This is a genomic window from Microbacterium panaciterrae (genome assembly GCF_039541635.1).
Taxonomy (GTDB): domain Bacteria; phylum Actinomycetota; class Actinomycetes; order Actinomycetales; family Microbacteriaceae; genus Microbacterium; species Microbacterium panaciterrae.
On record NZ_BAABGP010000013.1, the window covers coordinates 42637 to 56403 of the forward strand.

Annotated in this window: 13 protein-coding genes; 3 read left to right on the plus strand and 10 right to left on the minus strand. The window is 71.2% G+C overall.

Annotation, left to right across the window (positions count from 1 at the left end):
• Positions 1 to 32: 32 nt before the first annotated feature.
• The 4 genes from ABD882_RS09260 to prmC all read right to left on the minus strand — a co-directional run bounded on the left by ABD882_RS09260 (position 33) and on the right by prmC (position 3363).
• Complete coding sequence (locus tag ABD882_RS09260) at positions 33 to 575, minus strand: Cg1360 family ATP-synthase-associated protein (RefSeq protein WP_345186307.1); 543 nt, start codon at positions 573 to 575, stop codon at positions 33 to 35.
• Positions 572 to 1756, minus strand: a complete 1185-nt coding sequence (locus ABD882_RS09265) for an MraY family glycosyltransferase (RefSeq protein WP_345186310.1) — start codon at positions 1754 to 1756, stop codon at positions 572 to 574. The genes ABD882_RS09260 and ABD882_RS09265 overlap by 4 nt, the downstream gene beginning before the upstream one ends.
• The gene (locus ABD882_RS09270) at positions 1753 to 2442 is read right to left on the minus strand and encodes an L-threonylcarbamoyladenylate synthase (protein WP_345186311.1); all 690 of its coding nucleotides are present in this window, start codon (positions 2440 to 2442) and stop codon (positions 1753 to 1755) included. Before ABD882_RS09270 ends, ABD882_RS09265 begins: the two co-directional genes overlap by 4 nt.
• A 63-nt stretch (positions 2443 to 2505) precedes the next feature.
• Positions 2506 to 3363, minus strand: a complete 858-nt coding sequence (gene prmC / locus ABD882_RS09275) for a peptide chain release factor N(5)-glutamine methyltransferase (RefSeq protein ID WP_345186313.1) — start codon at positions 3361 to 3363, stop codon at positions 2506 to 2508.
• 129 nt (positions 3364 to 3492) lie between these two features.
• Here prmC and cysK point away from each other — a divergent pair, with 129 nt between their 5' ends.
• Together cysK and epsC are read left to right on the plus strand one after the other, a co-directional pair.
• Complete coding sequence (gene cysK / locus ABD882_RS09280; protein ID WP_345186314.1) at positions 3493 to 4431, plus strand: cysteine synthase A; 939 nt, start codon at positions 3493 to 3495, stop codon at positions 4429 to 4431.
• A complete protein-coding gene (epsC, locus tag ABD882_RS09285) occupies positions 4431 to 5033 on the plus strand; it encodes a serine O-acetyltransferase EpsC (RefSeq protein ID WP_345186316.1) in 603 nt (200 codons plus the stop codon). Before cysK ends, epsC begins: the two co-directional genes overlap by 1 nt.
• Positions 5034 to 5070: 37 nt before the next feature.
• On the opposite strand, the gene ABD882_RS09290 is transcribed toward epsC, so the two are convergent.
• Positions 5071 to 5493, minus strand: a complete 423-nt coding sequence (locus ABD882_RS09290) for a hypothetical protein (protein ID WP_345186318.1) — start codon at positions 5491 to 5493, stop codon at positions 5071 to 5073.
• Between the two features lie 59 nt (positions 5494 to 5552).
• On the opposite strand from ABD882_RS09290, the gene ABD882_RS09295 reads away from it, so the two are divergent.
• Positions 5553 to 6617, plus strand: a complete 1065-nt coding sequence (locus ABD882_RS09295) for a DNA polymerase IV (RefSeq protein ID WP_345186543.1) — start codon at positions 5553 to 5555, stop codon at positions 6615 to 6617.
• A 35-nt stretch (positions 6618 to 6652) separates the two neighbouring features.
• Here ABD882_RS09295 and prfA read toward each other — a convergent pair whose 3' ends face one another.
• The 5 genes from prfA to lysA form a co-directional block, all read right to left on the minus strand.
• Positions 6653 to 7732, minus strand: a complete 1080-nt coding sequence (gene prfA, locus ABD882_RS09300; protein WP_345186320.1) for a peptide chain release factor 1 — start codon at positions 7730 to 7732, stop codon at positions 6653 to 6655.
• A 42-nt stretch (positions 7733 to 7774) separates the two neighbouring features.
• Complete coding sequence (gene rho, locus ABD882_RS09305) at positions 7775 to 9787, minus strand: transcription termination factor Rho (protein ID WP_345186322.1); 2013 nt, start codon at positions 9785 to 9787, stop codon at positions 7775 to 7777.
• A gap of 194 nt (positions 9788 to 9981) precedes the next feature.
• Complete coding sequence (gene thrB / locus ABD882_RS09310) at positions 9982 to 10923, minus strand: homoserine kinase (protein ID WP_345186324.1); 942 nt, start codon at positions 10921 to 10923, stop codon at positions 9982 to 9984.
• 1 nt (position 10924) lies between these two features.
• Positions 10925 to 12244: a homoserine dehydrogenase gene (locus ABD882_RS09315; RefSeq protein ID WP_345186326.1), complete on the minus strand. Its 1320-nt coding sequence runs from the start codon at positions 12242 to 12244 to the stop codon at positions 10925 to 10927.
• Positions 12241 to 13749, minus strand: coding sequence for a diaminopimelate decarboxylase (gene lysA / locus ABD882_RS09320; protein ID WP_345186328.1), 1509 nt, complete (start codon positions 13747 to 13749; stop codon positions 12241 to 12243). The genes ABD882_RS09315 and lysA overlap by 4 nt, the downstream gene beginning before the upstream one ends.
• Positions 13750 to 13767 lie beyond the last annotated feature (18 nt).

Genomic DNA, 13767 nt, shown 5'->3' on the forward strand with positions numbered 1-13767 from the left:
ACAGCACGGCGAGCGGGCACTTGCCCAGCCTATCAGACGTGTGAGTTTCCTGAATCCGCGTCCGGCTCGGACGAGGCGTCGTATACGCTCTCCGCCGCGCTCCCGCGCGTGGGTGCGACGTCCTCCGGCGCGACCGTCGGCAGAGTGGCGTCGCTGACGTGCGGCAGGCGCATCCGCAGGAAGATCACGCCGTCGATCGCGAGCGAGACGAGCACCCCTGCCAGCAGCGCCCAGAAGAACACCACGGGCTCCAGCCACGGCTGTCCGCGCAGCACCAGGATCAGCACCACGAACAGGCCCAGCTTGAGGAACCAGCCGCCCATCACGATCGCGAAGAACAGCTGCACGTACAGCTCCTGGCCGAACCAGCGATTCGCGATGAGGATGCTGGCGGCCGTGATCGCTCCGAACACCACCGCGATGAGGGCGCCGATCAGGCCGCTCCACACCCCCGGGGCGCCCTTGAGCACTCCCCCGATGATCGCGGCGACGATCGCGAGCACGACGGCGGCGATCCCGGACGCGATGAGCGCGGTGCGCAGGATCGGCGTGCTGGTGACGGGGCTGGGGCTCATGAGGGCTCTTTCGGAGGTGCGCCGGCGGCGGACGGGGACGGGGGCGATACGGGGACCGTGCGCCGGCGCGACGGGATGAGGGTGACCACCAGGCACGCCGCGGCGCCGACGACGCCGAACAGCACACCGGCGGCGTACTCGCCGTACCAGCCCTCCCTGGATCCGATGTACATCAGCAGCACCGCGATCGAGATGATCGCGGTCCAGGCGTAGAAGATGAGCACGGCGTCGCGCCCGCGATGCCCGAGATCGAGCATGCGGTGGTGCAGGTGCTTGCGGTCCGGCGAGAACGGCGACTTGCCGGCGCGCATCCGGCGCAGCACCGCGAGCCCGAAGTCCAGCAGCGGCAGCAGCACGACGACGACGGGCAGCAGGATCGGGATGAACGCGCCGAGCAGCTGCGAACGGCCGATCTGCGCCTGGGTGAGCACGGCCGGATTCAGCTGACCGGTGATCGCGACGGCGGACGTCGCCATGAGCAGGCCGAGCACGAGAGCGCCGGAGTCGCCCATGAACAGCTTCGCGGGGCTCCAGTTCATCGGCAGGAAGCCGAGGCAGGCGCCGATCAGGACGGCCGCGATGAACGGGGCGAGGCTGAAGTAGCTGGACTGCCCGATGTCACGCGCGATGATGTACGAATAGGCGAAGAACACCCCGTTCGCGATCAGGCAGACCCCGGCTACGAGGCCGTCCAGGCCGTCGATGAAGTTGACCGCGTTCATCACGATGACGATCGCGAACATCGTGATCGCGATGCTCAGCCAGCTGGATCCGATGATCGGCTCGGCGAGCGGGAGCGACACGATCTGCAGTCCGCCCACGATCGTGATCAGGCCCGCCGCGATGAACTGTGCGCCCAGCTTGATCATCCAGTCCAGGTCCCACAGGTCGTCGATGACGCCCACGATCGCGATCAGCAGCACGGCGCCGAGCACGGACCACATGGTCTGCGGCTGCGCCCAGATGATCCCGAAGAACGGACTCGCGGCGCTCGCGGCGAACGCGGCGAGGATGCCGATCAGGATCGCCACTCCCCCGAGCCGCGGCGTGGGCGTGGTGTGCACGTCGCGCTCGCGGATGCCGGGGTAGAGCTTGAACCGCAGGCTCAGCTGCCACACGCCCCACGAGCACGCCAGCGTCACCGCGGCGGTGAGGATGACGGTGAACAGGTACTGCTTCATGCCGGCTCTTCGAGCAGGTCCCCGAGCACCCGGGCGAGCTCCTCGCGGCTGATCGCGCCGTCTCGGAGCACACGCACCTTCGCGTCCTCGCCGCCCGGACGCACCAGGGAGGTCGCGTCGACGATCGTGGACGGTACGCCCGCCGCCTGCTCGTCCGGGGTCAGCCGGCCGTGGTCGAGGTACACCGTGACGCTGTCGCCGAGCATGCGCTCGGCGTCGTCGATCTCGACGGCGGCCTCCTGGCCGGTCAGGTTCGCGCTGGACACCGCCAGCGGGCCGGTCTCCTCCAGCAGCGCGAGGGCGATCTTGTGATCGGGCATGCGCACCGCGACCGTGCCGTGCGTCTCGCCCAGGTCCCAGACCAGCGAGGGCTGGGCGGGCAGCACGATGGTGAGACCGCCGGGCCAGAACTCGTCGACGAGCAGCCGCACTGGCTCCGGCACGGACTCGACCAGGGCGGTGAGGGTGGCGACGCTGCCCACGAGGACGGGCGGCGGCTGCTGACGGCCACGCCCCTTCGCGTCGAGCAGTCGCTGCACGGCGGCGGGGCTGAAGGCGTCGGCGCCGACGCCGTAGACGGTGTCGGTGGGGAGCACGACCAGTTCACCGCGGCTGATGGCCTGGCGCGCCTGGCGCATTCCGGTGAGGATCTGATCCGCGTCGCGGCTATCGAAGACTGGGGACATGACCGTCTCAGTCTACGCGGCACCACCGTCCAGCCTCGTGTCGGGGTGGCGCTCGGATGGGGGCTACGGCCGGATCGCGGTGGTCGCCCTGTCGCGCTGCGTGAGGTCGCGGTGCGTCGCGGTCGCGCGCCAGCCGTCTGCGGCGAGCAGCGCCCGGATCGCGGCGCCCTGCACCTCGGCGTGCTCCAGCACCAACGTGCCGCCGGAGTGCAGCAGCGCCCACGCGCGCCGACTGATGGCGCGCACCACGTCGAGACCGTCCGGCCCGCCGTACAGGGCGAGCGCGGGATCGAACAGCCGCACCTCCGGATCGCGCGGGATCGCGTCGTCCGGCACGTAGGGCGGGTTTGAGATGACGACGTCGACGGTGCCGTCCAGTTCGGCGAGCGCGTGGGAGAGGTCACCCCGCACCAGGGTCAGATTCTCCTGGCCCGCGGTGTTGCGCACCGCCCAGGCGTGCGCCTCGGCGGAGAGCTCGACGGCATGCACCCGTGCATGCGGCACCTCGGTGGCCAGCGCGAGCGCGATGGCGCCGGATCCGGTGCACAGGTCGACGCCGATCGGCTCCGGCGAGGCGGCGGCCAGCAGCGCGTCGATCGCGAACTGCGCGACGATCTCGGTCTCCGGCCGTGGCACGAACACGCCGGGCCCGACGGCGAGCTCGAGGTGGCGGAACGGGGCCGTTCCGGTGAGGTGCTGCAGCGGTTCCCGGCCTGCCCGGCGGGCGATCAGCGCGTCCAGGGCGGCCCGATCCTCGTCGGACAGCGCATCGCCGCGGATCGTCGCTGCCTGGACGGCGCCGCGGCCGAGACCCAGCACGTGCCCCGCGAGCAGTTCCGCGTCCACGACAGGATCCGCCACACCGGCCTCGGCGAGGGTCGCGGCGGCACGGCGGAGGACATCGGCGAGAGGGGCGGGCACAGTCGTCCAGCGTAATCGCCGCGCGGCGTAATCCCCGTGTCACATTCACCCCGTGCACACGAGGGCACCCTAGGCTGTGCTGGCACTGCAATCTGCGTCATCGACGCGTCGCCCATCGAAAGGTCAGTCATGGCAGGCATCCACTCCGACATCACCTCCACGTTCGGCAACACGCCGCTGGTCAAGCTGAACCATCTCACCGAGGGCCTCGGCGCCACGGTGCTGGTCAAGCTGGAGTCGTTCAACCCTGCCTCGAGCGTCAAGGACCGCATCGGCATCGCGATCGTCAACGCCGCGGAGGCGTCGGGTGAGCTGAAGCCGGGCGGCACGATCGTCGAGGCCACCAGCGGCAACACCGGCATCGCCCTCGCGATGGTGGGCGCCGCGCGCGGCTACCGGGTCATCCTGACGATGCCGGCATCCATGTCGAAGGAGCGTCGTGTGCTGCTGAAGGCGTTCGGCGCCGAGCTCGTGCTGACCGACCCGACCAAGGGCATGAGCGGCGCGATCGAGGCGCTGCAGGAGATCATCCAGAGCACCCCGGGCGCCGTGTGGGCGCGTCAGTTCGACAACGAGGCGAACCCGCAGGTGCACCGTGAGACGACCGCGCAGGAGATCCTCCGCGACACCGACGGCAACGTCGACGTGTTCATCGCCGGCGTCGGCACCGGCGGCACCGTGACCGGCACCGGCCAGGCGCTCAAGGCCGCCAAGCCCGACGTGACCGTGATCGCCGTCGAGCCCAAGGACTCCCCGCTGCTCAGCGAGGGCCGTGTCGGTCCCGCCAAGATCCAGGGCATCGGCCCGAACTTCGTCCCCGCCGTGCTCGACCGCGACGTGATCGACGAGATCATCACCGCCGAGTTCGACGAGTCGCTCGCCACCGCGCGCGCGCTCGCGGCGAAGGAGGGCCTGCTCGTCGGCATCTCCAGCGGCGCCGCCGTCGCCCAGGCGCTGAAGGTCGCCGCCCGCCCGGAGAACGCCGGCAAGACGATCGTCGTCGTCGCCCCGGACACCGGTGAGCGGTACCTGTCCACCGCTCTCTTCGAGGACCTGCGCGAAGACTGATGCCGGTCCCTGAGTCGCTCGAAGGCTCCGGCGCGCGCTGGGCCGGGCGGATCCGCGAAGACATCGCGTCCGCCCGGCTCCGCGACCCCGCAGCGCGCGGAGGGCTCGAGATCGCCCTGCTCTATCCCGGCCTGCACGCGATCTGGGCGCACCGGGTCAACCATGCGCTCTGGACGCGCGGACTGCGCTTTCCGGCCCGGATGGGCTCGCAGATCGCCCGGTGGATCACCGGCATCGAGATCCATCCCGGAGCGACGATCGGCCGGCGCTTCTTCATCGATCACGGCATGGGCGTCGTGATCGGCGAGACCGCCGAGATCGGCGACGACGTGATGCTCTATCACGGGGTCACCCTCGGCGGGCGCACCCGCGATTCCGGCAAGCGCCACCCCACTCTCGAGGACGGCGTCGTCGTCGGCGCGGGGGCGAAGATCCTGGGTCCGATCGTGATCGGCGCCCGCTCCGCGATCGGGGCGAACGCCGTGGTCACGAAGGACGCCCCGGCCGACTCGGTGCTCACCGGCGTCCCCGCACGGGCGCGTCCCCGCGTCCCGGGCGAGAACACGGCACGGATCCTGTCCGTGCCGGACTACTCCATCTGAGCGCGGCGCCTCTCCGGCCCGCGCTCGCGCCAATGGCTCAGCGCTTCTTGGCGGCGGCCTTCAGCGCGGCCGCCTCGCGCACCTCGCGCTTGATCAGCAGCAGCGGCAGCACGACCGTGCACAGCGCCGTGATGATCCACACCACGACGGGTCCGAGGATCCAGCCGAGCGCATCGGTGATCCGCAGGCCCCCGATCGGCAGCAGCACGACGATCAGCAGCGCGACGAACGTGGAGATGATCCCGATCCCGCCCAGCAGCGCGGGCGCGTAGCGGGTGGCCATCGAGGTGATCCATGGGGCGAGCAGGCTCTGCAGCACGGTGAAGATGAGCACGCAGAGCACGAAGCCCCACCACTTGCCCCACTCGATCGTGAAGCCCTTCAGCAGCAGGTCGGCCACGATGAGGCCGACCGCGGAGGAGGCGAGGAAGATCAGGGTGCGCGTGAAGAAGAGGCCCATGGCCGGAGCCTAGCGTCAGGCGGGTGACGGACCGCGCCGCCCCGCGTACTGTCGAGGACATGCACTGGGTGCTCCATGTGGACCTCGACCAGTTCATCGCGGCCGTCGAGGTGCTGCGCCGTCCGGAGCTCGCCGGACTCCCCGTCATCGTGGGCGGCCGCGGGGACCCGACCGAGCGCGCGGTGGTGTCGACCGCCTCCTACGAAGCCCGGGCGTTCGGCGTGGGATCCGGGATGCCGTTGCGCATCGCCGCCCGCAAGGTGCCGGATGCCGTGATCCTGCCGGTCGACGCGCCCGCGTATCTCGCCGCCTCGTCGGAGGTCATGTCGGAACTGCGCGCCCAGCCCGGCGCCGTGGTGCAGGTGCTGGGCTGGGACGAGGCGTTCGTGGGCGTCGACACGGACGACCCGGAGGCGTACGCGCGACGGATCCAGCAGGCGATCCTCGCCCGCACCCGGCTGCACTGCAGCGTCGGGATCGGCGACACCCTCGTGCGAGCGAAGATCGCGACCGGGTTCGGCAAGCCGCAGGGCGTGTTCCGGCTCACCGCGCACAACTGGGAGGAGGTCATGGGCGAGCGCGGGGTGATCGAGCTGTGGGGAGTCGGCTCGAAGGTGACCAAGCGCCTGCTCGGACTCGGCGTGCGCACGGTCGCGGAGCTCGCGGCGGCTCCCGACGCCGCGCTCACGGCGGAGTTCGGCCCGCGGATGGGGCTCTGGTACCGCGAGCTGGGCCGCGGCGGCGGATCGGCCGTCGTCGACGACACGCCGTGGGTGCCGCGCGGGCACAGCCGCGAGACGACGTATCAGACCGACCTCGCCGATCGCGCCGAGATCGAGCAGGCCGCACTGGCGCTGCTGGAGCAGGTGCTCGACGACGTGACCCAGGACGGACGCCCCGTCGTCGGTCTCGGCCTCAAGGTGCGCTACGCGCCGTTCACGACGAAGACCTTCACGAAGCGGATCCCGGAGACCACCGACCGGGAGGCCGTCCGGGAGCGAGCACGCGAGCTCATCGGCCGGATCGCCCCGGACCGTGCCGTGCGGCTGCTGGGCATGCGCGTGGAGATGGCGTTGCCGGACGATGCGCGGGAAGGACGCACTCCGACACGCGGAGCCTGGTGACGGATCCGGATGTTCGAGAGCGGATCCGGCCGCGCTCAGGCCTGGGTGCCGAGGGCGGCGAGCTGCGCTTCCTCGTCCGCCTGGATCGCGGATTCGATGATCGGCTCGAGGGCCCCGTCCATGACCTGATCGAGGTTGTACGCCTTGAACCCTGTGCGGTGATCCGCGATCCGGTTCTCCGGGAAGTTGTAGGTGCGGATCCGCTCCGAGCGGTCCATGCCGCGGATCTGCGAGCGGCGGGCGTCGCTGGCCACGGCGGCGAGCTCCTCCTGCTGCTTCGCGAGCAGCCGCGCGCGCAGCACGCGCATGCCGGCCTCGCGGTTCTGCAGCTGCGACTTCTCGTTCTGCATCGACACGACGATGCCCGTCGGAAGGTGCGTGATGCGCACCGCGGAGTCGGTGGTGTTCACGGACTGCCCGCCTGGGCCCGAGGAGCGGAACACGTCGATCTTGAGGTCGTTCTGATTGATCGCGATCTCGTCGGGCTCGTCGACCTCGGGGAACACCAGCACGCCCGTCGTGGAGGTGTGGATGCGCCCCTGCGACTCGGTGGCCGGCACCCGCTGCACGCGGTGCACGCCGCCCTCGTACTTCAGGTGCGCCCAGACGCCCTGGGCGGGATCCGTCGACGATCCCTTGATCGCGACCTGCACGTCCTTGTAGCCGCCGAGGTCGGACTCGGTGCGCTCCAGGAGCTCGGTCTTCCAGCCCTTCGACGCGGCGTACTGCACGTACATGCGCAGCAGGTCGGCGGCGAAGAGGGCGGATTCGGCTCCGCCCTCCCCCGCCTTGATCTCCATGATCACGTCGCGCGCGTCGTCGGGGTCGCGCGGGATGAGCAGACGCCGGAGCCGCTCCTGCGCGTGCTGCAGCTGATCCTCCATGCCGGGGATCTCCGCGGCGATCGACTCGTCCTCGCGGGCGAACTCACGGGCGGTGTCGAGATCTTCGCCCGCGGCGATCCAGTCGTCATGCGCCTTCACGATGCGGTTGAGCTCGGCGTAGCGACGATTGACGCGCTTCGCCCGCGCGGCGTCGGCGTGCACCTCGGGGTCGGAGAGCTCCCTCTCCACCCTGCGGTGCTCGTCGCGCAGCGACTCGACCTGTTCGAACATGACGACCGGATCCCGGAACCGTGGCTGATCCGCGTGCGCGGCTCAGCGGATGCTGTTCTCGGACGCGTGGCTGTGGCCGGTGCCGTTCTGCGGCTTGCCCAGCTGCGCGTTCTGCATCTGCAGCAGGAACTCGACGTTGGAGTCGGTCTCCTTGAGCTTGCCCAGCACGACCTCGAGGGCCTGCTGCGGGTCGAGCCCGGCCAGCGCGCGGCGCAGCTTCCAGGTGATCTTGACCTCGTCGGGGCTCAGCAGCATCTCCTCGCGACGCGTGGAGGATGCGTTCACGTCGACGGCAGGGAAGATGCGCTTGTCGGCGAGCGCGCGCGACAGGCGCAGTTCGCTGTTGCCGGTGCCCTTGAACTCCTCGAAGATGACCTCGTCCATCTTGGATCCGGTCTCCACCAGCGCGGTGGCGAGGATCGTGAGCGATCCGCCGTTCTCGATGTTGCGCGCGGCGCCGAAGAAGCGCTTCGGCGGGTACAGCGCGGACGCGTCCACGCCGCCGGTCAGCACGCGGCCGGAGGCGGGCGCCGCGATGTTGTAGGCACGGCCGAGACGGGTGATCGAGTCGAGCAGCACGACCACGTCGCGGCCCAGCTCCACCAGGCGCTTGGCGCGCTCGATCGCGAGCTCGGCGACCGTGGTGTGGTCTTCCGCGGGGCGGTCGAAGGTCGAGGCGATGACCTCGCCCTTCACCGTGCGCTGCATGTCGGTGACCTCTTCGGGCCGCTCGTCCACCAGCACCACCATGAGGTGCACCTCGGGGTTGTTCTGCGCGATCGCGTTGGCGATCTGCTGCAGCACGATCGTCTTGCCCGCCTTCGGGGGCGCGACGATCAGGCCGCGCTGGCCCTTGCCGATCGGGGCGACGAGGTCGATGATGCGCTGGGTGAGCTTCTCCGGCGCGGTCTCCAGGCGCAGGCGCTCCTGCGGGTAGAGCGGGGTGAGCGCGGAGAACTCGACGCGGTTCGCGGCGTCCTCGGTGCTCAGCCCGTTGATCGAGTCGACCTTCACCAAGGCGTTGTACTTCTGGCGGCCCTGCTGCTCGCCCTCGCGGGGCTGCTTGATGGCGCCGACAACGGCGTCGCCCTTGCGCAGGTTGTACTTCTTCACCTGGCCGAGCGAGACGTACACGTCGCTCGGACCGGACAGGTAGCCCGCCGTGCGCACGAACGCGTAATTGTCGAGCACGTCGAGGATGCCGGCGATCGGGATCAGGACGTCGTCCTCGCCGATCTCGGTCTCGAACTCGTCGACGTTCGCGTTCACCGCAGGGCCACGACGCTTGTTGCGCTGGCGACCGCGACCGGCGCCGGCGCCGTCCTCGTCGTTGTCGACGGATCCGCCGCGCTGGTTCTGGTTGCCGCCGCCCTGGTTGCCGCTGTTCTGGTTCTGGTTGCCGTTGTTCTGGCGCGGGTTGTTCTGGCCGGGGGCGGCGTTGTTCTCGCCGTCCTGGGCGCTCTGCCCGTTGCGGCTGCGGCTGCGCGAACGCGAGCGGCTGCGCGAGCGGGATCCCTGCTCCTCGCCGGTCTCGGCGGGGGTGTCGGCGCCTTGCTCGGCCGGGGCGTCGGAGGCGGCGGCGGGAGCCTCCGCCGCCGGCGCGTCGGCGACGGGAGCGGAGGCGGAGGCCGGTGCCTCGTCGGCCTTCTTCGCACGGCTGCGGCGCGGGGCCTTCGCCTTCGGGGCGTCCTCGGCCGGGGCGTCGGATGCCGCGGCGGGAGCCTCAGCCGCCGGAGCCTCTGCGGTCGGCGCGTCAGCGGCGGGTGCCTCATCGGCCTTCTTCGCACGGCTGCGGCGCGGGGCCTTCGCCTTCGGGGCGTCCTCCGCCGGTGCGTCGGTGGCTGCGGCCGGTGCGGCAGCGACGGCCGGCGCGTCGGCGGCGGGTGCCGCGGCGGTCTCCGCCGCCTTGGCGGCAGCGGTCGCGGTGGTGGCGCGACGCGGGGCGCGCTTGCGGGGCGGCGCCTTCGGTGCGTCCTCGGCGGACGCGGATCCGGCCTGCGCCGCCGAAGCGGACGGGGCCGAGGTGTCGTTCTGGGTCTCGGAGATGGTCTCCACGAGTACTCCTCTGTAAGTCGTCGGAAAGGGAGCGGCGCTCGGCAAAGGCCGGGCGCGACCGCACGATCATGCGGAGAACAGGCTGTCCCCTGCATCCCACCCGATGGACACGCCCACGACGAGCACGTAGGACGGCTCGCGGTGCGGTTTCGGGTGGTGTGCGGTTGACGCAGAGATTGCGTCGCGGGCCGGGATCACGATTGTGACGAAGAACCCTCCGCTCGTTCCCTCACTGTACCACCTCGCACATCGACGGCGACCATGCGCGCATCCCACGGAGTGTCCGTGATGCCGTCCGCGATCCGGGCCGCTTCGAGGCGGCTTCCCGGCCCGTCGCAGAGCACCAGGACGCTGGGGCCCGCCCCCGAGACGACCGCGGCGAAGCCTTCCGCCCGCAGCGCCCGCACCAGCCGATGGGTCTCCGGCATCGCAGGCGCCCGGTAGTCCTGGTGCAGCCGGTCATCGGTCGCGTCCAGCAGCACGTCCGGGCTCTGCGTGAGGGCGGCGATGAGCAGGGCCGAGCGGGACACGTTGAACACGGCGTCCTCGCTGGGCACGTGCTCGGGCTGCAGGCTGCGCGCGGCCTTGGTCGACATCGTGTAGCCGGGCACCAGCACGAGAGGCGAGACGCCGCGGTGCACGAGCAGCTTCTTGTGCTGCGGGCCGCGTTCGGCCGTCCACGCGATCGTGAGGCCGCCGAAGAGCGCCGGCGCGACGTTGTCGGGGTGCCCCTCGAGTTCGGTGGCCAGACGCAGCAGCGCGGCGTCGTCGAGCTCCGCCGCACCGGCCAGCAGTCCCTTCGCGGCCAGGACGCCCGCGGCGACGGCGGCGCCCGAGGATCCCAGGCCCCGCCCATGCGGCACGCCGTTGCACGCGACGAGCCGGATGCCGGGCATCGGAACGCCGACGTCGGCGAAGACGTGCGCGATAGAGCGGATGACGAGGTTCGTCGCGTCCCGCGGGATCTCCTCGGCGCCGGATCCGGACACCTCGACCTCGATCCGTCCCGGTTCCAGGGCTGTGACCGCGAGCTCGTCGTACATGCTCAGCGCGAGGCCGAGGGTGTCGAAGCCGGGGCCGAGGTTGGCGCTGGTGGCCGGCACGCGCACCTCGACGGTGCGTTGCTGCGTGCTCACGTCACTCCCCTTCGACGCGCAGCACGGAGACCACGCGGGTGACGGCGTCGTTCTCGGCCAGGCGCGCCACGGTGTCGCTGAGCGCCTGCTCCGTCGCGCGGTGAGTGCCGATCACGATCCGGGCGATGCTGCTCTGCTCCCCGCGCTCGACGGTCTGCAGCGCGGTCGCGACGGACACGCCCCCGTCGCTGAGGATGCCGGCGACCCTCGCCAGCACTCCGGCGACATCGGCGACCTCGATCGTGATCTGGTAGCGCGTGGTGATGTGCCCGAACGGGGCGATCGGCAGGCTCTGCCGGGCCGACTCGCCGATGCCGACGCCGCCCGCGATGTGCCGGCGCGCGGCCGAGACGACGTCGCCGAGCACGGCGGACGCGGTCTGCACGCCTCCGGCGCCCGCGCCGTAGAACATCAGGGGCCCCGCGGCCTCCGCCTCGACGAAGACGGCGTTGTTGCCGCCGTGCACGCTGGCCAGCGGGTGCTCGCGGTCGATGAGCGCGGGGTAGACCCGCACCGAGACGGCGTCGCCGGATTCCTCCGTCAGGCGCTCGCACACGGCGAGCAGCTTGACGACGTATCCGGCACGGCGGGCGTCGGAGATCATGTCGGCGGTCACCGACTCGATGCCCTCACGGTGCACGTCGTCGATCGAGACCTGGGTGTGGAACGCGAGGCTGGCGAGGATCGCCGCCTTCTGCGCGGCGTCGTAGCCCTCCAGGTCCAGAGTCGGGTCGGCCTCGAGGAAGCCGAGCTCGGTCGCGATCCGCTGCGCCTCCTCGGCGCTCAGACCCTGGCGGTCCATCGCGTCCAGGATGAAGTTGGTGCTGCCGTTCACGATGCCGAAGATCCGCGCGATCCGGTCCCCGGCGAGCGAATCGCGCAGCGGGCGGATGATCGGGATCGCCGCGGCGACCGCGGCCTCGTAGGAGACGGACGCCCCGACCTGGTCTGCGGCCTCGAAGATCTCCGCGCCGTGCGTGGCGAGCAGCGCCTTGTTGCCGGTGACCACATCGGCGCCGGAACGGAGCGCCTGCAGCACGTAGCTGCGGGCGGGCTCGATACCGCCCATCAGCTCGATCACGATGTCGGCGCCGAGGATCAGCGCCTCCGCATCGGTCGTGAGCAGCTCCCTCGGCAGCGGGCTGTCCCTGGGCGCCTCCGGGTCCCGCACCAGGATCCCGGCGAGCTCGAGGCGTGCGCCGCTGCGCTCGGCGAGGTCGTCGCCATGCTCGATCATCAGGCGCGCGACCTGCGATCCGACGGATCCGGCCCCGAGCAGGGCGACGCGGAGGGTGCGGGTGGTACCGGGAAGATCCGTCATGCTTCTCCTTCTCCGGCGCGGGCGCCGGCGCTGCGTTCCGTCTTCCGGGGCGCGGCGATGCCCGCGTCCCGGGAGAGCAGGTCGTCGAGGGTCTCCCCCCGCACGATCACCCGCGCGACGCCGTCGCGCACGGCGACGACCGGGTGGCGCGGGGTGTGGTTGTAGTTGCTGGACAGCGTGTGGCAGTACGCCCCGGTCGCCGGCACCGCGAGCAGATCTCCCGGGGTGACGTCGGAGGGGAGGTACTCGTGATCCACGACGATGTCCCCCGATTCGCAGTGCGAGCCCACGACGCGCACGAGCGCGGGCTCGCCGGTGCCCTCGCGGGACGCGATCCGCGCCGAGTACTGCGATCCGTACAGGGCCGGGCGGGCGTTGTCGCTCATGCCGCCGTCGACGCTCACGTACAGGCGCTCACCGCGCTCGCCCAGCGACACCGGTTTGGTCGTGCCGACCTCGTAGAGGGTCACGCCGGCCTGGCCGATCACGGCGCGGCCCGGCTCGAACGCGAGGGTCGGGATCGGGATGCCGCGCACCTCGCACTCCCGTGCGACCGCGTCGACGATCGAGCTCGCGAGCTCCTCGATCGGCGTCGGGTCATCGGCGGACGTGTACGCGATCCCGAATCCGCCGCCCAGGTTCAGCATCGGCAGCTCACCGCCCTCGCGGAGCTCCGCATGCAGCTCGACGAGACGCGAGGCCGATTCGGCGAAGCCCGCGGATCCGAAGATCTGCGAGCCGATGTGGCAGTGCAGGCCGCGCAGCTGCAGGCTGGGGATCTCGCGGATCCGCTCCACGAGCGCCGGCGCCGCCTCGAGCGAGGTGCCGAACTTCTGGTCCTCATGCGCGGTGGCGAGGAAGTCGTGGGTCTCCGCGTGCACCCCGCTGTTCACCCGCAGCAGCACGCGCTGCACGTAGCCGTGCGAGCCCGTGCCGTTGCGCTCGGTGCCGCGGCGTTCCGCGATCGCCCCGAGGCGCTCGATCTCGATGGCCGAGTCCAGGATGATCGAGCCGACCCCGACCTGGACAGCGCGCTCCAGCTCGGACACGCTCTTGTTGTTGCCGTGGAATCCGATCCGCGACGGCTTCACGCCGGCGGCCAGAGCGACCTCGAGCTCACCCCGGCTGCACACGTCGACGCGCAGCCCCTCCTCGGTCACCCAGCGCGCGACCTCGGTGCTGAGGAACGCCTTTCCGGCGTAGTACACGCGCGCCTTGGTTCCGTGCGCGGCCGCAGCCTGAGCGAAGGCCGCCTTGATGCGGGACGCGTGCGCCCGCACCTCCGCCTCGTCGAGCACGTACAGCGGGGTGCCGAACCGCGCGCGCAGCGCGGCGACCCCGACGCCGCCGATCTCCAGCTCTCCGTCACGGTCGCGCCGGGCCGACGCGGGCCACACCCCCGTCGCGAGATCGTTCGGATCGGCCGGGATCTCCAGCCAGTCCGGGGCGAGCGCATCGTCGGGCGAAGCGGGAAGCACGGAGCACCAATCGTCGGGGTTCGTCACGGGGTGATCCCGGCCCAG

What these genes read in the sequence shown, in the direction of transcription:
- ABD882_RS09260 (WP_345186307.1), bottom strand. Translation starts at nt 575, where the DNA reads ATGAGCCCCAGCCCCGTCACCAGCACGCCGATCCTGCGCACCGCGCTC.
- ABD882_RS09265 (WP_345186310.1), bottom strand. Translation starts at nt 1,756, where the DNA reads ATGAAGCAGTACCTGTTCACCGTCATCCTCACCGCCGCGGTGACGCTG.
- ABD882_RS09270 (WP_345186311.1), bottom strand. Translation starts at nt 2,442, where the DNA reads ATGTCCCCAGTCTTCGATAGCCGCGACGCGGATCAGATCCTCACCGGA.
- cysK (WP_345186314.1), top strand. Translation starts at nt 3,493, where the DNA reads ATGGCAGGCATCCACTCCGACATCACCTCCACGTTCGGCAACACGCCG.
- epsC (WP_345186316.1), top strand. Translation starts at nt 4,431, where the DNA reads ATGCCGGTCCCTGAGTCGCTCGAAGGCTCCGGCGCGCGCTGGGCCGGG.
- ABD882_RS09290 (WP_345186318.1), bottom strand. Translation starts at nt 5,493, where the DNA reads ATGGGCCTCTTCTTCACGCGCACCCTGATCTTCCTCGCCTCCTCCGCG.
- ABD882_RS09295 (WP_345186543.1), top strand. Translation starts at nt 5,553, where the DNA reads ATGCACTGGGTGCTCCATGTGGACCTCGACCAGTTCATCGCGGCCGTC.
- prfA (WP_345186320.1), bottom strand. Translation starts at nt 7,732, where the DNA reads ATGTTCGAACAGGTCGAGTCGCTGCGCGACGAGCACCGCAGGGTGGAG.
- ABD882_RS09315 (WP_345186326.1), bottom strand. Translation starts at nt 12,244, where the DNA reads ATGACGGATCTTCCCGGTACCACCCGCACCCTCCGCGTCGCCCTGCTC.